This is a genomic window from Cellulosimicrobium sp. 4261 (assembly GCF_040546915.1).
Taxonomy (GTDB): Bacteria; Actinomycetota; Actinomycetes; order Actinomycetales; family Cellulomonadaceae; genus Cellulosimicrobium; species Cellulosimicrobium cinnabarinum.
The window spans coordinates 91,480-109,455 of the sequence record NZ_JBEPOQ010000007.1; the positions used below are offsets into that span (position 1 = coordinate 91,480).

The following is a 17,976-nucleotide window of genomic DNA, read 5'->3' on the forward strand; positions in this document are numbered from 1 at the left end:
TCAGGAGCTGATCGTCCCCGCGATGATGAGGCCGATCGCCACCGCGAGGCCCGCGATCATCACGCCGAACGCGACGTTGTGCTCGTCGACGAGCTCGCGGTGCAGGTTGAGCCGGAACACCTTGTTCGCGACCACGAGCGTGACGAGCAGCAGGACGATGCCGAGCACCGAGTAGAGGACGGTCGAGAAGAAGGACCAGAGGAACGCCAGCGGGGCGGCGGCAGAGATCACGGGGTCTCCCGGGGTCGGGTCGTGGGACGGGCGGACGGGTGCAGGGGTTCGGGGGCGGGACGACCGGGCGCGGGGCGGGTCACTTGCCGAGCCCTCCGCCGCCCCCGCCGTAGACGGTGCGCCGCACGCACGTGCCGTCGTCGGTCGTGCCGACCTGGCCGGTGGTGGGCGACGTCGTGACGACGGAGCGGGGCGTGCACGACGCGCTGCCCGAGGCGGCGCGAGCCGCGCACGACCCGAGACCGAGCAGCACGACCGCCGCGACCGCGAAGGCGACGAACCGCCCGCCGGGGACCGTGCGCGGCGCGACGCGGCGGCCGAACAGGCGCTTCTGCTCGGCGCTGTCGAGACGGCGCCCGTGGTAGACGGACGTGACGGGGCCGAGCGGTCCGGTCGTGCGCTCGATCGACACGATCGCCCCGTGGGCCGAGAGGTCGACGTACTCGACCTCCTGCCCGACGGCGAACGGCTCGGCGAACTGCCCCTCGACGTGCTCGACGCGCCCCGTCCCGTGCTCGCGCACCGTGAGCGTGTGCTGCCGCCCCTCGAGAGTCAGCCCGAGGGTCCGGCCGGTCCGCAGGCCCGAGAGGTCGACGACGGGCGGCCACGGCTCCGTCGGTCGCAGGAGCGTCACGTCGCGCGTGTCGTGGTCGTACTCGACCCAGACGTCGGAGCCGTCGTGGGCGAGGAGCTGCCACTCCTCCCACGTGAACGTGGAGCCGCCGTGCACGGTCGAGAGCACGGCGACGGCGCGCGGCGTCGCGCGCTGCGGCGGGGCGCCCACGAGGTCCTCGCCGACGCGCATCGCGAGCCGCGGGCGGGGCGTCCGGCTCACGCGAGGCTCCGCACGGCGACCTCGGTGGCGCCGAGCTCCTCGGCGAGGAGCGCGCGCACGTCGTCCGTGAACGTGGCCGACGCCGGGGCGCGGCACGTCGTGAGGGTCACGTAGGCGGTGCCGTCCTCAGGCCAGGTGTGCACGGCGAGGTGCGACTCCGCGAGCAGCAGCACGACGCTCGTGCCCTGCGGCTCGAAGCGGTGGGACACCTCCCCCAGCGGCGTCATCCCGGCCTCGCGGACGATCGCGTCGAGGCAGCGGCGGACGGTCGGCTCGTCGTCGAGCAGCGCCGGGTCCGCGCCCGTCACGTCGAACACGTGGACGAGGTTGCGCTGCACGTCCACGCCCCTGTCGATGTCGGTCCTGTCGGCCGGCGCGGGCGAGCGCCCGCGGTCCGGTGGCCGCCGTCGGGCCGCGCACACCCTAGCCGACCTGCGGCGTCGGCCGACGGGCGGACCCGCCGCGCGAGACCGGCCGTCCGCCCGCACGGGCGGACGCCGTCCAGGGGGCGGGCGACGGCCGTTCGCCTACGATGCGCGGATGGATGCCGAGTGGTTCGTCGACGCCACGGCGCAGTGCGCCGTGGGTCGGCAGGCGCGCGAGGTCGCGTGGGAGCGGACGCCGCTGGGCCCGCCCGGCGAGTGGCCCGAGGCGCTGCGGCACGCCGTCCACCTGTGCTTCTCGACGCAGTTCCCCGTGATGCTGGTGTGGGGGCCCGACCTCACGCTGATCTACAACGACGGCTACGAGGAGATGCTCGGCACCACCAAGCACGCCGGCGCGCTCGGCGCCCCGGCGGCGGAGGTGTGGGCGGAGATCTGGGACGAGGTCGGGCCCCTGTTCGACGAGGTCCTGCGCACCGGGCGCGCGTCGTCGGACCGCGACCTGCACCTCGTCATGAACCGCTCGGGCTACGACGAGGAGACGTTCTTCACGTTCTCCTACAGCCCGCTCCGGGACGACGACGGCCGCATCGCGGGCGTGCTCGACATCTCGACGGAGACGACGCTGGCAGTCGTCAACCAGCGCCGCCTCGCGATGCTCGGGGAGCTCCAGGGCGCGCTCCCGACGACGTTCACCGACCTGGCGACGTTCGGCCGCCCGGTGCTCGACGTGCTGGCCGGGAGCCCCGACGTCGCACGCGCCGCCTTCTACGACGTGCGGGGCGGGCGACCCCGGGAGGTCGGGTCGGTCGGCCCGGGGCCGAGCGCCGCGGAGACCCGCCTCGTCGAGCGGGTGTTCCGGACCCGGCAGCGCATCGTCTCGCAGGGCCTCGTGGTCAAGCCGCTGCGCGACGCCCTGCGCGGCGGCGTGGCCGGGATCCTCGTGCTCCGGGCGAGCCCGATGCGCCCCTGGGACCGCGACTACGCGCGATACCTCGCCGGTCTGGCCGCGACGGTCGGGGCGGCGCTGCGCGACGCCGTGCGCCTGCGGACCACGATGGACGCGCTGCGGCTGCGTGCCGAGCGCTCGGAGGAGCAGACCGCGCAGATGCGCGAGGTCGCGCTCGCGCTCCAGCAGGCGGTGCTCACCGAGCCGCCCGAGCCGGACCACCTCCAGGTCTCCGTGCACTACCAGCCCGCCGCGCTCGACCGCGACATCGGCGGCGACTGGTACGACGGGTTCGTGACGCCCGACGGCGCGACGACCCTCGTCGTGGGCGACGTCGTCGGCCACGACCTCGCGGCGGCGGTGATGATGGGGCAGCTGCGCGGGCTCGTGCGCGCGATCGGCTACGACAGCGGCGAGTCGCCGGCGCACGTCCTCGAGCGCGTGGACGCGGCGGTGCAGGGGCTCGCGCTGGGGAGCGGCGCGATCGCGACGCTGGTCGTCGCGCGCATCGAGCAGACCGCGGAGCAGGTTCGCCGCGGGGCGCGGACGGTGCGGTGGACGAGCGCGGGGCACCTGCCGCCCATGCTCGTCCGCGCAGACGGCCGCGTCGACACGCTGACGCGGCGCAACGACCTGCCGCTGGGGCTCTCGCCGGGTACCGCGCGCACCGAGCACACGGTCGAGGTCTACCCGGGCGACACGCTCGTGCTGTACACCGACGGGCTCGTGGAGCGTCGCGGCCACAACCTCCGCGACGACCTGGTCGACCTCGCCCGCGCGCTGGAGGGCACGCACCGCGGGCCCATCGAGGAGGTCGTCGAGGCGGCGCTCACCCGGATGCTGCCGGGGCCGGGCGAGGACGACGTCGCGCTCGTCGTGCTCCGGGCGGGCCCTGCGGACGTCCCGGTCGCCGACCGGGCCGGGGCCCCGGCCGAGCGTGGCGCGCCCGTGGCCTGACCGCGGCGCGGCGGGTCCCGGGGTCTCACGAGGGGTACGACGAGACGTACGGCGAGGGGTCGCCCCCCGCCCGTGACGGGCGAGGGACGACCCCGGGGTCGGTGCCGCGCGGCGGCGCCGACCTGCCGTCAGCCGCAGGTGGTCGCGGCGTACGGCGCGACGACCTCCGTGCTGACCTGCTCGCCGTCGACCGTCGCCGTGGCGGTGACGGTCGCCTCGCCCGCCTCGGCGGACGGGGCGCGCACCGCGAACGACTGGTACGCGTTCGCCCCCGGGGCGACGGCGGTGACCGCCCTGGTCCCGAACGGCGTGGCGAGCGTGACGTCCACGGGGACGTCCTCGCCGTTCGTCGCGCGCACGGCCACGTAGGCCTTGCCCGCGAGGCAGCGGGTCTCGGCCGTCACGGTCACGTCGAGCGCCGGCTCCTCGCCGTCGTCGCCGGCGTAGACCTGGGCGACCTCGGCGTCGGACAGCGCGCGGTCGAAGACGCGGACGTCGTCGATCGTGCCGGCCCAGTAGTCGACGGGGTTGCCGCTCCACTGCCCGCGCCCGATCGTCAGCGGACCGGACGGCGTGGTGCCGCCGCACACGTCGGACTGGCCGACGAGGTCACCGTTGACGTAGAGCTTGAGCTTCTGGTCGGCCGCGTCGCGGACGCCCACGACGTGGTACCAGTCGCCCAGCACGGGCTGCACGACGTACTCCGCGCGCGGCTCGCCGTCGTAGGAGAAGGCCCACCGACCGCCCCCGCCGTACTGGAGGTAGAACGCGCTCGAGCCCGTGACCGAGTCCTGGCCGACGATCGTCGACCACGCGCCCCCGGGCGTCTTGTCGAGCTGGACCCACGCCGACACGGTGTAGGAGCCGGTCGTGTCGACCACGGGGCCCTCGGTCGCGAACGACTGGTTCGTGCCGTCGAGCCGGATCGCGGACCCGGTCTCGCCGTGCCCGGCGACCCACGTGCCGGTGCCCGACGCCGCGTGGTCGCCCACGCCGTCGGCCGCCGTCGTGCCCTGGCCCTCGTCGAACGACCAGCGGCCCGTGCCGGTCAGCCCCGGGGTGCCCGGGTCGACGGGCGCGGAGCCCTGCACCGCCGCGGCGACGACCCGCTCGTTGACGTCCTTGACGCGCGCGGCGTCCATCTTGAGCACGCGGCGGTCGTACGTCCAGAAGCCGTTCAGCTCGTTCTCGACGTCGGAGATCTCCGTGTACACCGAGCCCGACAGGTAGCACTGCGCAGGCCGCACGAGCTTCTCCGTGTTCTGCACGTACGCGTCGGTCAGGGCCTCGCTGTTCGCGACCCCGCCGTACGGGTTCGCCGAGACGCCCGGCCACATGTGGCCCGGGACGCTCATCGAGAAGCCGCCGTGCTCGCCGTCGATCGCGGCGCGCGTCGCGTCCGGCTTCGGCAGGGCCGGGCCGGTGTACTGGTGCCAGTCGATGATGTCGCCCGTCTTCGAGTCGCCCTTCGACGCGCAGCAGTTGTAGCCCGAGTGCGTGTTGAGGATCCGGCTCGGGTCGTAGGCGTCGATCGTGTTCCCGATCCGCGCCGTGTCGGCCAGGTTCCACTCGCCCCAGCCCTCGTTGAACGTCACCCAGCCGACGATCGACGGCACCGAGCGGTGCTGGTCGATGATCGTCCTCATCTCCTGCTCCCAGAAGACGCGCGACGCCGGGTCCGTGTCGCCGTTGTCGAACCACCCGCTCGGGATGTCCTGCCACACCATGAGACCCAGCGTGTCGGCGTGGTGGTACCAGCGGGCCGGCTCGACCTTGATGTGCTTGCGCACCGTGTTGAAGCCCAGGTCCTTGTGCGCCTGGAGGTCGAACACGTACGCCTCGTCGGACGCGGGCGTGTAGATGCCGTCCGGCCAGTAGCCCTGGTCGAGCGTCGACATGAGGAAGGTCTTCTCGCCGTTCAGCAGGATTCGCTGGACGCCGTCCACCTCGGACACCTCGATCGAGCGCATGCCCGCGTAGGACGCGACGGTGTCGGTCGAGTCCCCGTCGGTGAGCGTGACGTCGACGTCGTAGAGGTACGGGTCGTCGGGCGACCACAGGTGCGCGTCCGGGATCTCGACCGCGAGCAGCTCGTTCGCGGCGCCGGTCGCCGTCCCGACCTCGGCACCCTCCGCGTCCCGCACGACGGCGGTGACCTCGGCCGCGTCGGACGCGGAGGCCGACTGCGCGGTCACCGCGAGGACGCCGGCCTCGACGTCGGGCGTCGTGACGACGGCGTCGATCGCCGCGGCCGGGACGGGCTCCATCCACACCGTCTGCCAGATGCCCGACGTCGGGGTGTAGAAGATGCCGCCCGGGTTGAGCGTCTGCTTGCCGACGGCCTGGTTGCTGCCGTCCGTGGTGTCGACGACGCGCACGACGAGTTCCTGCTCCGTGCCCGCGACGAGCGCGTCGGTGACGTCGAACGAGAACGCGTCGTAGCCGCCGCGGTGCGTGCCGACCTCCTGGCCGTTCACGTACGCCGTCGCGACGTAGTCGACCGCGCCGAAGTTCAGGCGCAGCCGGTTGTCGCTCCCGACCGCCCAGTCCTGCGGGACCTCGAACGTCCGGCGGTAGAACATGTCGTCCTCGCGCCGCTCGATGCCCGACAGCGCGGACTCGACCGCGTACGGGACGACGATCTCCTCGTCGAGGTCGCGGCCGCTCGGCACGGCGTCGTCGGACTCCGCCGTCTCGAACTGCCAGACGCCGTTGAGGTTCTGCCACGCGTCGCGCGTGAGCTGCGGGCGCGGGTACTCCGGCAGGGGGTTGGTGGGGTCGAAGTCGTCGGCCCACGGGGTCTGGATCCGGAACTCGGAGCCGTTGGTCACCGGCAGGTTGAGCGACCCGACCTTCTCGCCGCCGACCGTCAGGTCGCCCTCGCCGTCGTAGACGAGACGTGCGGTCGACGCGCGGTCGACGGGCTCGGCGAGCGTGATGCCGAGGACGTCGCCCTGCGCCGCGACCTGTGCGACGGGCCAGGCGAGCTGGTCGACCTGGACCTTGAGGTGGTCGACGAGGCTCTCGTCGACACCGCCCGCGGCCCCCTGGAACGCCACGTTGAGGCTCGTGCCGTCGCTCTCGAGCGTGGCCTGCGCGGGGAAGACGACGAAGTCGTCGGGGTACGTGAAGGCGTCGGTCGGCACGATCTCACGGTCCTGCGAAGGGCTCTGCCACCGCAACCGGAGGTGCGCGCCACCCGTGTTCTGGAACATCTCCATGCGGAACGCGTACTCCTGACCCGCCTGGAGCTGGACCGGGGCGGACGTCTGCTCGACGTCCCAGTCGTCGACCCAGTGGTCGATGACGAGCTGGTCGTCGATCCACAGCCGGAAGCCGTTGTCGCCGATCGCGGAGAACGTGTACGCCTCGCTGTAGTCGGGCGTGATCTGCCCCGTCCAGCGCGCGGACGTGCGCTCGCCGCGACCGGTCAGCTCGGCGAACGTCGGGACGAGATTGGGAAACTCGATCCGCTGGTCGGGGATCGTGGCCTTGAGGTCGGTGAGCGGCCAGCCGGGGCCGCCGGACAGGAAGTACTCGCCCTTGAGCCCGTTGTCGAGGGCGAGGTCCTGGGCTGCGACGTCCTGCGTGGCCTCGTCGGTCGGGGCCGACGGCGTCGCGGTCGCCCCCGCCGCCGTCGCCACGGCCAGGGGCACCGTGAGCGCGGCGGCCAGTGCCGCCGCCAGGATCCTCGCCGGTCTGCCCCGTGGGGGTGCTACCGCTGTCATGGACTGCATCCGTGCTTCCTCCTCGTCGAGTGAATCCAGGGACTGCACGACGCGGCGGCGAACCGGGCACCGATGCTCCGGCGGTCGCCCTCCTTGGCGCACCGCACAACGTCTCCCCAGAATCAAACAACTTCCACCAGAAAAAGACAACAGGTCACAGCACAGAACAGGGGACCGCGGCCCTGGCGCGCGTCGGGGTGTGGACGGGCGGCGCTGGAGCGACGCGGGCGGCGTCGCGTGCGTCGCATCGCGCCTGCGGAAGAGGCCGGAGCACGGGAGCGCCCGGCACGCAAGACCCTCGGCCGGAGACCGAGGGCTGCGAAGGGGTCAGCGGTGGATGAGCGACGTCCAGTCGGGCGGCACGCGGTCGGCGGGGCCCGGCGACCCCTGCTCGGGCGGCCGGGACAGCGGCGCGGCGAGGTGCGGACCCTCGAGCACCTGCTCGGTCTCGAAGTCCCAGTACCACTCCTCGCCCGGCTCGAACGAGCGCATGACCCGGTGGCCGGTCTGGTCGTAGTGCGCCGTCGCGTGCTGCGCGGGCGACGTGTCGCAGCACCCCACGTGCCCGCACGTCGCGCACCGGCGCAGGTGCACCCACCAGCCGCCGGCCTCGTCGCACTCGGCGCACCCGGTGCCGCTCGGCGGCACCTCGACGCGCACGGCCGTCGCGAGCGCGGCCGCGAGCGCAGGGTCGTCGAGACCCTCGCCGTTGACGTTCGGGGCGCGGTCCGTCGTCACCGGGCCCCCGCCCCGGCGGCCCGGACGACCGGCGCCCACGCCTCGGGGTCGAGAGCAGGTGCGGGCTCGGCCGCAGCCCAGGCGCGGCAGTCGTCGATCGTCGCGGAGAGCAGCGCGCGCAGGCGCTCGTCCGGGTCGCTCACGCACGCCTCGGCGATGCCCTGCACGGCCGCGGAGATGATGCTCGGTGCGGCGTCGCGCACGAACCGCGTGGGCCGCAGGCGCGCGCCCTCGCAGAACCGCTGCGCCCACCGAGCGGTGCGCGGGCAGCTCGCGAGCGCGTCGGCCGACTCGGCGCTCAGCGTGCCCGCGGGGCGGTCGTCGAGGACGTCGAGCATCTTCTCGGCGCCGATGATCGCCACCGCGAGGGTCTGCTGCCGGTCCGCCGGGGCGATCGGCAGCGCCGTCACGGCGGCGCGCAGCGCGATGCGCACGTCCCAGTGCGGGTCGTCGCTCGTCAACCCGATGACGGACGGGATGAGCGGCGCGAGCTTCGGGCGCTCCGGGTCGACCGTGAGGTCGTTCACGGCGCGCGCGAGCATCGCGAGCAGCGGGTGCGTGCACCGTGGATGGTCGCTCCAGCGCTCTCCCGCGAGATACGACGCGAGCTCCATGAAGCACGCACCCTTCTTCGGGTTGCGGTGCTTGCCACGGCCCAGCATCGGCAGCATGTCGTAGGTGTCGGTCACGAGGTCACCCCCACAGCGGGTCCGGTCCTGCGTCCAGTCTGCGCCGGGGTCCTCCTGTTGGCAACGGGAGGAGTGACGCGGGTCACGTTCGTCGCTCGGTCCGGCCGTCCTCCTCCCGCGTGCGCCTGCCGGACCTCCGTCAGGGCAGTCAGAGCGCGTGCAGCTCCGGGACACGCCACGTGCCGTCGAGGACTTCCGCGCGAGGGCGGTAGAGGCGGACGAGAAAGTTCCACCGCTCCGGGACCGGGATCGTGTTCGGCGCGTCTCCCACCTCGGTGCGCGGGGCGAATCGCACGGTGACCCCGCCGTCCGGGTCGGGCACGGCCGTGACGCTGTTGACGCTGTAGACACCCTCGGGGTTCGGCTCGAAGAAGCCCTTCTCGTCGTAGACCGAGACCGACCAGAACGCGTCGACCGGGACGTCGCGCAGCGTGAGCGCGTACCGGCCGGGCGGCACGCCCGGGTCGACACCGACGTACGACGCCTCCGTCGTGGGCAGCCCGCCCCAGCCCGCCGCGGTCCCCACCAGGTGCCGCACCGGGTCGACCTGCTCCCGGGTGCCGAACATGCCGTCGAACCTGCGCAGGCCCGCGGCGAGCGCCAGCAGCGCGTCCCGGGTCGCGTCCATGCTCACCGCGTCGTAGTCGGGAGACACGAACGGATCCGCCGAGCCGGCACGCAGCACGACGCCGTCCTGCACCGCGGCGACGGCCTCGAGGTCGGCCGGGTCGGCGGGGTCCACGAGCGTGCGGACCGCCACGACGGCGTAGCGCGTGCCCACGCCCGTCGCGTCGAGACGATGCTCGCCCGGGGCGTGCAGGACGTCCGCCACGAAGTGGTCGTTGTCGACGACCATCGCTGACAGGTACCGGTCCCCGGCGTCGGGCAGAGTCAGTGCGGCACCGGCGGACAGGTCCACGACGGCGAAGCTGTAGAGCGTGTCCCGGTTCAGACGCACGACCGTCTGCCGGTCCACGGGCGCAGGCTCCCGGTTGTGGAAGAACTGGTTGACCCCGCCCGCGTCCCGCTGCAGCGCGGCGAACATCCTGTCGGTCTCGGCGCGCACGAAGTTGTCGGCGTCGACGTGCTCGGTCATCGCTGTCCTCCCTGGTCTGTCCGCCCCGGCGGACCACGCTGGTTCGCCCACCCAAGCACCTGTCCCCCCGACGAGCGAGCGCAGCGTGGGGCCCCCGGCGTCGGCCGCCTCGGGACCGGTGCCTTAGGCGCCGGGGACCGCCTCAGACCTCTCGACACCCGGATCCTCGTGCGCCTAAGGCACCCCCCGACGAACGGTGCGCGGTCGACCGATGCGACGACCCGGTGCTCAGGACGACTGTGAGTGTCGGACAGGCAGGGAGCCTGGGAGACGGGGACGACCATGAGCACGCACATCGATCCGACGTTCGACGCGGACCTGGAGTACCGCGCGGAGCGTCTGCGGGCGGACCTGCGGCACGACGAGCCCGCGCTGCTGCACTGGTGGCGCGGCCGTCGTCGTCGCCACGACCAGCCCGCGCGATGACCGCGCCGCCCGACGCCGCCGACGAGGTACCTCTCGCCGGCGGCGTCGTCGTGTCCGTCGGGGTGACCCGGTCGGCGCCGGGCGGTCAATCGGCTGGTCACGTGTCGGTGCCCGCTGCGAGGATGGGAACCGTGCCCCGACCCTCCACGCGCGCGCCCTTCGTGGCCCGCGCGGCCGAGCTCGACGTGCTCGCCGCGGCGGTCGAGCGCGCGCGCCGCGGCGAGCCGGGCGTCGTGCTCGTCGGCGCGGACGCGGGGGTGGGCAAGACGCGCCTGCTCACCCGCGCGGCGGAGCTCGCGGCCGGGACGGGCGCGACGGTGGTGTGGAGCCACTGCGTCGACCTCGGCGAGGTCGGCCTCCCCTACCTCCCCTTCTCCGAGGCGCTCACGACCCTGCGCGCCCAGCACCCCGCCGTCGACGAGACGGTCGCCGCCCGTCCCGCGCTCGCGCGCCTGCTCGACGCCGGCACCCCGTCCGACGACGAGCAGAGCCAGGGCGAGCGCCTCCAGCTCTTCGAGAGCGTCGCCGCCGCGATCGCGGCGTCCGGGACGCCCGAGGCGCCGCTCGTGCTCGTCGTCGAGGACCTGCACTGGGCGGACCCGTCGAGCCGCGACGTCCTGCGCTTCGTGGTCGCCCGTCTGCGCGCGGAGCACGTCCTCGTCGTCGCGAGCTACCGCGCGGACGACCTGCACCGCCGCCACCCCCTGCGCCCGGTGCTCGCGGAGCTGCTGCGCCACCCGCGCGTCGAGCACGTGCAGCTCTCGCCCTTCACCGAGCGCGAGCTGCGGGAGTTCACCACGGCGCTCGCCGGCAGCCCGCTGCCGCCCGCGGCGTTCGAGTCCGTGCGCACGCGCTCCGAGGGGAACGCCTACTTCGCCGAGGAGCTCGTCGAGTCCGGCCTGGGAGACGAGCTGCCGTGGTCCCTCGCGGACGTGCTGCGCGCCCGCCTGGAAGGGCTCGACCCGGCCGTCCAGCACCTCGTGCGCGTCGCGTCGGTCTCGGGGCGCCAGGTGAGCGAGCCGCTCCTGCGCGCCGCGCTGGCGCGGGACACCGACGACGGCGAGCCCGCGGACCGGTCGTCCGGGCGCCCGTTCGACGCCGCGCTGCGCGAGGCGATCGCGCACCACGTCCTCGCGGTCGAGGGCGACGGCGCCCGCGACACGGTCGTGTTCCGGCACGCACTGCTCGCCGAGGCGGTCGCGTCCGACCTGCTCCCGGGCGAGCGCGTCGGCGTGCACCGCGCGTACCTCGCCGCGCTCGACGACGACCCGACGCTCGGGTCCCCCGCCCTGCGGGCCCACCACGCGCTCGCCGCGCACGACCTCCCGGCCGCGCTCACGGCGTCGCGCGCCGCGGCGCGCAAGGCGGCGCGCGTCCTCGCGCCCGCGGAGGAGCTGCGGCACCTCGAGCAGGTGCTCGCGCTGTGGCAGGCCGTGCCCGACGCCGCGGCCCTCCTCGGGGAGGACCGCGTCACCGTCGCGCTCGCCGCCGCCGGGGCCGCGAGCCGCGCGGGCGAGCCGGACCGCGCCGTCGCGCTGGCGCGCCGCGTCGTCGAGGGCACCGCCGACGACCCGATGCGGCAGGCGTCGCTGCGGCACGTGCTGTCCCGGTACCTGCTCGGCACGGAGGACGTCGAGGAGACCCTTGCGCACACCGAGGCGGCGCTCGCCGTCCTGCCGACCGAGCCGCCGTCGCTCGACCGCGCGTGGACGCTGGCCATGCGGGCGCGCGCCGCCATGAACGCCGACCTCGACGAGCTCGCCGCCGAGGTCGCGGCCGAGGCGATCGACGTCGCGCACCGCCTCGACGCGCCCGACGTGGAGGCCGACGTGCTGACCACGATGGCGATCCTCGAGGTCGCGGACGACGACCGCGCCGCGGTGCTGCTCGCCCAGGCGCGCGAGCGCGCGGTCGAGGCGGGCGACATCCTCACGGAGCTGCGCTGCTGGTACAACATCGCCGCGAACCGCTACTACGCGGGCCGCATCGACGAGGCCCTCCAGGTCACGGAGGACGGCCTCGACCGCGCGCGGGCGACGGGACTCGGGTGGAGCGCGTACGGCGTCGAGCTGCGCCTGTTCCGCGACCTCGTCCGGTACGTGCTCGGCGACCTCACCCCCACGGACACCGCGGGCGAGACCATGCCCGAGGGCTCCGCGCCGCAGCTCTCGTGCGTCCAGCTCTACGCCGCCGTCGCGCGCGGCGACGCGGACGCGATCGCGCGGGGCGCCGCGCTGCGCCGCGACTGGTTCCGGGACGGGCAGATCGCGCTCATCTCGGGCGGGTGCTCGATCGACGCCCTCACGTGGGCCGGACGCCGCGACGAGGCGGTGGCGCTCGCCGTCGAGCTCGTCGACCACCTGGGCCGCACGTGGAGCGACTACTTCCTGGGCCGCATCTGGATCTCCGCCCTCGCGCTCGCCGCCCTCGCCGACGCCGCGGACGCCGCCCGCCTCCAGGGCGCCGCCGGGGCGGCCACGGTCCGCGAGCTCGTCGCCCGCGGGGCCGAGCTGCTCGACGCCGCCCGCACGACCGCCGAGCGCGGCCGCCCTCGGGGGGGCCGGCTCGGGCCGGAGGGCCGCGCGTGGCTCGCGCGCGCCGCGGCGGAGCACTCGCGCCTCACCGGCACGGACGACCCCGCGCTGTGGGAGGAGACGACGCGCCTCTTCGACTACGGCTACCGGTACGAGGTGGCGCGGTCCCGGTTCCGGTGGGCGCAGGCCCTGCTCGGTGCGGGCGACCGCAACGCCGCCGAGATCGAGGCCGCGCAGGCGCTCGAGGAGGCCGAGGCCATGGGCGCGGCGCCGCTCGCCGAGGCGGTCCGTGCGCTCGGCAGGCGCGGTCGCCTCGACCTGCCCGGCGTCCGCCGGTCCACGACGGCCGTCCTCACCGAGCGCGAGGAGGAGGTCCTGCTGCTCGTCGCGCAGGGCCTGACCAACCGGCAGATCGGCGAGCGCCTGTTCATCTCGGGGAAGACGGTGAGCGTGCACGTGTCGAACGTCCTCGCCAAGCTCGGGGCGTCGGGGCGCGCCGAGGCCGTCTCGCTCGCGCACCAGCGCGGGCTGCTCGAGGTCTGACGCGTGGACCCGTCGCCCGGGGCGCTCGTGCTCGTGCGGCACGGGCAGAGCACGTTCAACGCGGGCGACCGCTTCACCGGGCTGCTCGACGTGCCGCTCTCCGACCTCGGGGTCGCCGAGGCGCGACGCGCGTCGCGGCTCCTCGCGGACGCCGTCGCGCGCGAGCCCGCGCTCGCCCCGCGGCGCGTCGTGACCTCGCCGCTCGTGCGCGCGTCCGCGACGGCCGCCGTCGTGGCCGAGGCCCTGCCCGGGCCGCCGCCGCTCGCGGTCGAGTGGCGGCTCGTCGAGCGTCACTACGGCGCGTTCACCGACAAGCTGCGCGACGTCGTCCGCCGCGACTACGGCGAGGCCGCCTACTGGCGCTACCGCCGGTCGTACCTGCACCGGCCGCCGCCGCTCGTCGACGACGACCCGGCGCGCGCCCTCGTCGACGACACGCTCCTGCGCCTGCCCGACGCCGCGCGCGCCACCCTGCGGCCGGACGCCGAGTCCCTCGCGGACGTCGTCGAGCGCCTGCGCCCCTTCTGGGCCGCCACCCGTGCTCGGCTCGTGCACGGGGAGGCGGTGCTCGTCGTCGGGCACGGCAACTCGCTGCGCGCCCTGTCCGTGCTCGTCGACGACCTCACGCCCGAGGAGGTCCAGGACCTCGACGTGCCCACCGGCCACCCGCTCGTCCACCGCTTCACGACCGGGCCCGACGGCGCGCTCGTCCCCGAGGTCCGCGGCGGCACCTACCTCGACGCGCAGGGCGCCGAGCACGCGGTCACGGACCTCCGGGCGCGCGGGGGCACCTGACGGGCGACCGAGGCTCGCCCACCGCCCGTCGGGACGGTCCGACGACGTTCCCTTCTGTCCGATTTCACCCCCGACGCCGCGCCGGGTGGGGCGGGTTGCGATGTTTGACCAGGCTCGTCCCGGTGATACTGGACCATGACCGACGCCCAGGCGATCCACGAGCTCGTCCAGGCGGGGCTCGCCGAGCCGGCGTCGGACGAGTCGTTCGACCGCTTCGCGCGGCTCGTGCACCGGCAGCTCGGGGTGGCGTCGGCGCTCGTCACGCTGGTCCTCGACGACGAGGCGGTGCTGCCCGGCGCGCACGGTCTGCCCGAGCCGTACCAGTCGGCGCGCCGGACCCCGCGCAGCCACACGTTCTGCCAGTTCGTGGCGAGCGAGGCGCGCCCGCTCGTGGTCGAGGACGCGCGCACCGTCCCGCACCTGGCCACGCTGCGGGCCGTCGACGACATCGGCGTGGTCGCCTACGCGGGCTTCCCGATCTTCGACCCGCAGGGCCGGGCGGTCGGGTCGCTCTGCGCGTTCGACCCGCGCCCCCGCACCTGGTCGGACGACGAGCTGGCGACGCTCGCGGACCTGGCGTCCGCGTGCACGTCCGAGCTCCGGCTGCGCCTGGCGCGAGCCCGCGCGAGGCGCATGCAGCGTGTCGCGCTCGCGGCGAACAAGCGGTCGCGCCTGCTCCTGGAGCTGTCCGAGTCGTTCGCCGCCGCGACGTCCGTCCGCGACGTCGCCGAGCGGCTGGCCGCCGTCGGGGCGGCCATCGGCGCGCGCTACGCCGGGCTCGCGCTGCTCGACGGCGGCGGCACCCGCCTCGAGTTCACGACGCTGGACCACCTGGAGCCGGGGGTCCCGGCGTCGTTCCGCCGCATGCGCGTGGACGCGGACCGCGCCGCGTCGACCGCGGCACGGACGCGCGAGCCCTTGTTCTTCCGTGACCACGTGCAGTACGGCGAGCGGTTCCCCGAGGCCGCGTCGCTCATCGCACCCGACACGGTCGAGGCGCGCTCGTTCGTGCCCGTCCTCGCGGACGACCGCCTCCTGGGGGTCGTGGCCCTCGCGTGGGACACGGTCCGCGAGTTCGACGACGACGCCGTGAAGACGGAGACGACGATCGCCTCGTACGTCGCGCACGCGGTCGAGCGCGTCCGGCTGCTCGAGGAGCGCCACCGCGTCGCGGCGACCCTCCAGGCAGCGATGCTCACCGAGCTGCCGCCGGTGCGCGGCGCGGAGCTCGCCGCGACCTACGCGTCCGCGACCCGCACCGACCAGGTCGGCGGCGACTGGTACGACGCGGTGGTGCTCGACGACGACGCGTGCGTGCTCATGATCGGCGACGTCACCGGGCACGACATGCGTGCCGCGGCGCAGATGGGCCAGCTCCGGTCGATGCTGCGGACGTTCGCCTGGTGCCAGGACGAGCCGCCCGCCGTGCTGCTGCGGCTGCTCGACCGCGCGAACCGGGGGCTCGCGCTGCACTCCAGCGCGACGGCCGTCGTCGTGCGGCTCGACCGCACCCCGCAGGGGTTCGACCTCACGTGGTCGAACGCCGGGCACCCCGCACCGCTCGTCCTGCGCGCCGACGGGACGGTCGACACGCTCGAGTCCGCGCCCGACCTCATGCTGGGGGTGCTGCCGAGCACGTCGCGGTACGACCACCGCACGCGCCTCGCGCCGGGCGACACGCTGCTCCTCTACACCGACGGCCTCGTCGAGCGCCGCGGCACGTCGTTCGCCGAGCGCCTCGCCGGCCTGCGGGGCGTCCTCGGCGAGCACGCGGGGACCGCGACGTCGGCCCTCCCGGACGCGCTCGTCCGGCGCCTCGTCGCCGACCAGCGGGACGACGTCGCGGTCCTCGCCCTGCGCGTGCGGCACACGGTCTCGCGGGCACCGGCGCCCGGGCGCCCGTCGGTGCTGACGCGGCCGGTCGAGCACACGTCGGCGGCGATCGGCCCCGCGCGGCGGTGGGTCGACGACGTGCTCGAGAGCTGCGACGTGTCGCCTGCGGTGCGCCGCGTCGCGATGCTCCTGACGAGCGAGATCCTCACGAACGCGGTGCAGCACGGCACGGCTCCGGTCCGGGCCGTGCTCGAGGTCGGGCACCGGGTGGTGCGGGTCGGCGTCGAGGACGGGTCGACCGCGCTGCCGAGACTGCGCTCGCCGCGGCCGGAGGAGACGGGCGGCCGGGGAGTGCAGTTCCTGGAACGGTGCGCGTCGCGCTGGGGCGTCGACCTCCACGACGACCCGTCCGACGGCGGAGCGGTCAAGACCGTGTGGTTCGAGCTGGACCTCGACGACTGAGCCGGACGGTCGTCCGGTGCCCCTGTGCGGTGTCGGAGGGCGGCGGTAGCGTGTGTGAGGTGGGCCACTCCCCCCGGGCACCGCGCGCGATCCCGTGACCCCTCGTGCACGTCGAGACGACCGAGTCCTGAGAGGCAGCACCATGACCGACCTCGCCACCCCCGCGACCCTGCGCGGCGACGCCACCCCGACCGCCGCCGGGACCGCCCCCACGACCACCGCGGGAACCTCCGCTGGGACCGCCCCTGCCCCGCTGCCCGACCGCGAGCACCTGGACGCCGTCCTCGACGGCCACCGGCGCGAGCTCACCGGCTACTGCTACCGCATGCTCGGGTCCTCGTTCGAGGCCGACGACGCCGTGCAGGAGACGTTCCTGCGCGCGTGGCGGTCCTACGACCGCTTCGAGGGCCGCTCGGCCCTGCGCTCGTGGCTGTACCGCATCGCGACGAACGTGTGCTTCGACGCGCTCGGCGCGCGCAAGCGGCGCGAGCGCCCGATGGGCCTGGGCGGACCGCAGGCCCCGGAGCTGGAGAACCTGGGCCAGGTGCTGCCGGAGGAGACGTGGGTCGAGCCCGTCCCCGACGACCGGGTGCTGCCGCACGACGGCGACCCGGCTCAGGTCGCGGTGGGGCGCGAGACCATCCGCCTCGCGTTCGTCGCGGCCCTCCAGTTCCTGCCGCCGCGGCAGCGCGCGGTGCTGCTGCTGCGCGAGGTGCTGCGCTGGCAGGCGAGCGAGGTCGCGGAGCTCCTCGACACGACGGTGGCGTCGGTGAACAGCGCGCTCCAGCGCGCCCGCGCCACCCTGGCGGCGCGCGCGCACTGGGACAGCTCGGGGCTGGGCGACGAGTCGGGGTCCGCCGCGCCGGTCGCGGCGAACACGGGTCTCGGCGACGAGGAGAAGCTCCTGCTCGAGCGCTACCTCGACGCGTTCGAGCGCTACGACATGGACGCGCTCGTCGCGATCCTCCACGAGGACGCGACGCTGTCGATGCCGCCGTACCCGCTGTGGATGCGTGGCCCGGCGGACATCGTCACGTGGATGACGGGTCCGGGTCACGAGTGCGAGGGCTCGCGCATGGTCCCGGTCGCGGTGAACGGCACGTTCGGGTTCGGCCAGTACCGCCGCGCGGCCGGCGGCGGTCACGAGCCGTGGGCGCTCCAGGTCGTCGAGACGGAGGGCGGCCGCGTCACGGCCATCAACGCGTTCCTCGACACGGCCTCGTGGTTTCCGCTGTTCGGGCTCCCGGAGCGCCTCGACGACTGACGCGTCGCGGGTCAGCCGAACGTCTCGAGGAGCGTGCTCCGCTCGGCGTCGGTGAGGTTCGTCGCGACGAGCGTGCCGTGGACCCCGTGGAACCGCTCGCCGACGCGGTCGAGGTCGCCGTCCTCGGTGACGACGAACAGCGCCGACGTCCCGGGCGTCACGCCCTCGCGGATGCGGTCGAGCTGGTCCTTGTCGATCCCGACGGCCTCCATCGCCTTCGTCGACGCGCCGATCGCCGCCCCGGCCGCGGCACCGAGCACGGGCACGAAGAACAGCGACCCGAGCAGCAGGCCCCAGAAGGCGCCCCAGCCCGTGCCGCGCCACTCGTCCTGGTGGCCGTGGCGCGTCGTCGGCTTGGCCGCGCCCTCCGGCCACGACACGACGGCGGTGTCGACGATCTTGACGGCGTGCTCGGACGCCGAGTCGTGCAGGATCCGGGACGCCGCGTCGGCGCCCTCGGGGGAGTCGAACTTCCAGACGGTGAAGGTGGCCATCGTTCTCTCCGTTCTCTCA

General features: G+C 74.7%; 14 protein-coding genes. 6 read left to right on the forward strand and 8 right to left on the reverse strand.

Going from position 1 to position 17,976, the window contains the following annotated elements; translation table 11 throughout:
• The 3 genes from ABIE39_RS11195 to speD form a co-directional block, all read right to left on the reverse strand.
• Nucleotides 1-231: a DUF350 domain-containing protein gene (locus ABIE39_RS11195; RefSeq protein ID WP_034656213.1), complete on the reverse strand. Its 231-nt coding sequence runs from the start codon at nt 229-231 to the stop codon at nt 1-3.
• A gap of 79 nt (nt 232-310) precedes the next feature.
• Entirely contained in the window at nt 311-1,066 is a 756-nt protein-coding gene (locus ABIE39_RS11200) for a DUF4178 domain-containing protein (protein ID WP_137279957.1), read from the reverse strand.
• A complete protein-coding gene (gene speD / locus ABIE39_RS11205) occupies nt 1,063-1,410 on the reverse strand; it encodes an adenosylmethionine decarboxylase (protein ID WP_170982059.1) in 348 nt (115 codons plus the stop codon). Before speD ends, ABIE39_RS11200 begins: the two co-directional genes overlap by 4 nt.
• 196 nt (nt 1,411-1,606) lie before the next feature.
• On the opposite strand from speD, the gene ABIE39_RS11210 reads away from it, so the two are divergent.
• Nucleotides 1,607-3,355: a SpoIIE family protein phosphatase gene (locus ABIE39_RS11210; RefSeq protein ID WP_354051765.1), complete on the forward strand. Its 1,749-nt coding sequence runs from the start codon at nt 1,607-1,609 to the stop codon at nt 3,353-3,355.
• Nucleotides 3,356-3,483: 128 nt separating this feature from the next.
• Here ABIE39_RS11210 and ABIE39_RS11215 read toward each other — a convergent pair whose 3' ends face one another.
• The 4 genes from ABIE39_RS11215 to ABIE39_RS11230 all read right to left on the reverse strand — a co-directional run bounded on the left by ABIE39_RS11215 (nt 3,484) and on the right by ABIE39_RS11230 (nt 9,606).
• A complete protein-coding gene (locus ABIE39_RS11215; protein WP_354051766.1) occupies nt 3,484-6,999 on the reverse strand; it encodes a LamG-like jellyroll fold domain-containing protein in 3,516 nt (1,171 codons plus the stop codon).
• A 411-nt stretch (nt 7,000-7,410) separates the two neighbouring features.
• Entirely contained in the window at nt 7,411-7,743 is a 333-nt protein-coding gene (locus tag ABIE39_RS11220; RefSeq protein ID WP_085388573.1) for a UBP-type zinc finger domain-containing protein, read from the reverse strand.
• Nucleotides 7,744-7,817: 74 nt separating this feature from the next.
• A complete protein-coding gene (locus ABIE39_RS11225) occupies nt 7,818-8,510 on the reverse strand; it encodes a hypothetical protein (RefSeq protein ID WP_240696626.1) in 693 nt (230 codons plus the stop codon).
• A 148-nt stretch (nt 8,511-8,658) separates the two neighbouring features.
• Entirely contained in the window at nt 8,659-9,606 is a 948-nt protein-coding gene (locus ABIE39_RS11230; protein WP_034656204.1) for a DUF1214 domain-containing protein, read from the reverse strand.
• A 282-nt stretch (nt 9,607-9,888) separates the two neighbouring features.
• Between ABIE39_RS11230 and ABIE39_RS11235 the strand changes: the two genes are divergently transcribed.
• From ABIE39_RS11235 to ABIE39_RS11255, 5 genes are all read left to right on the forward strand, one after another.
• On the forward strand, nt 9,889-10,032 hold the full coding sequence (locus ABIE39_RS11235; RefSeq protein ID WP_157464311.1) for a hypothetical protein: 144 nt from the start codon (nt 9,889-9,891) through the stop codon (nt 10,030-10,032).
• A gap of 131 nt (nt 10,033-10,163) precedes the next feature.
• Nucleotides 10,164-13,109: a helix-turn-helix transcriptional regulator gene (locus ABIE39_RS11240; RefSeq protein ID WP_354051769.1), complete on the forward strand. Its 2,946-nt coding sequence runs from the start codon at nt 10,164-10,166 to the stop codon at nt 13,107-13,109.
• Between the two features lie 3 nt (nt 13,110-13,112).
• On the forward strand, nt 13,113-13,904 hold the full coding sequence (locus ABIE39_RS11245) for a 2,3-bisphosphoglycerate-dependent phosphoglycerate mutase (protein WP_354051771.1): 792 nt from the start codon (nt 13,113-13,115) through the stop codon (nt 13,902-13,904).
• Nucleotides 13,905-14,039: 135 nt separating this feature from the next.
• Nucleotides 14,040-16,199, forward strand: coding sequence for a SpoIIE family protein phosphatase (locus ABIE39_RS11250; protein ID WP_175008831.1), 2,160 nt, complete (start codon nt 14,040-14,042; stop codon nt 16,197-16,199).
• A 142-nt stretch (nt 16,200-16,341) separates the two neighbouring features.
• Nucleotides 16,342-17,463 carry a sigma-70 family RNA polymerase sigma factor gene (locus tag ABIE39_RS11255; protein ID WP_354051772.1) on the forward strand — a complete coding sequence of 374 codons (1,122 nt, stop codon included), beginning with the start codon at nt 16,342-16,344 and terminating at the stop codon, nt 17,461-17,463.
• Nucleotides 17,464-17,474: 11 nt separating this feature from the next.
• On the opposite strand, the gene ABIE39_RS11260 is transcribed toward ABIE39_RS11255, so the two are convergent.
• Nucleotides 17,475-17,957, reverse strand: a complete 483-nt coding sequence (locus ABIE39_RS11260) for a DUF1269 domain-containing protein (RefSeq protein WP_175008833.1) — start codon at nt 17,955-17,957, stop codon at nt 17,475-17,477.
• Between the last annotated feature and the right edge of the window lie 19 nt (nt 17,958-17,976).

Excerpts from the sequence above, each read along its gene's own strand:
- ABIE39_RS11210 (WP_354051765.1), top strand. The coding sequence starts at position 1,607 with ATGGATGCCGAGTGGTTCGTCGACGCCACGGCGCAGTGCGCCGTGGGT.
- ABIE39_RS11230 (WP_034656204.1), bottom strand. The coding sequence starts at position 9,606 with ATGACCGAGCACGTCGACGCCGACAACTTCGTGCGCGCCGAGACCGAC.
- ABIE39_RS11235 (WP_157464311.1), top strand. The coding sequence starts at position 9,889 with ATGAGCACGCACATCGATCCGACGTTCGACGCGGACCTGGAGTACCGC.
- ABIE39_RS11250 (WP_175008831.1), top strand. The coding sequence starts at position 14,040 with ATGACCGACGCCCAGGCGATCCACGAGCTCGTCCAGGCGGGGCTCGCC.
- ABIE39_RS11255 (WP_354051772.1), top strand. The coding sequence starts at position 16,342 with ATGACCGACCTCGCCACCCCCGCGACCCTGCGCGGCGACGCCACCCCG.
- ABIE39_RS11260 (WP_175008833.1), bottom strand. The coding sequence starts at position 17,957 with ATGGCCACCTTCACCGTCTGGAAGTTCGACTCCCCCGAGGGCGCCGAC.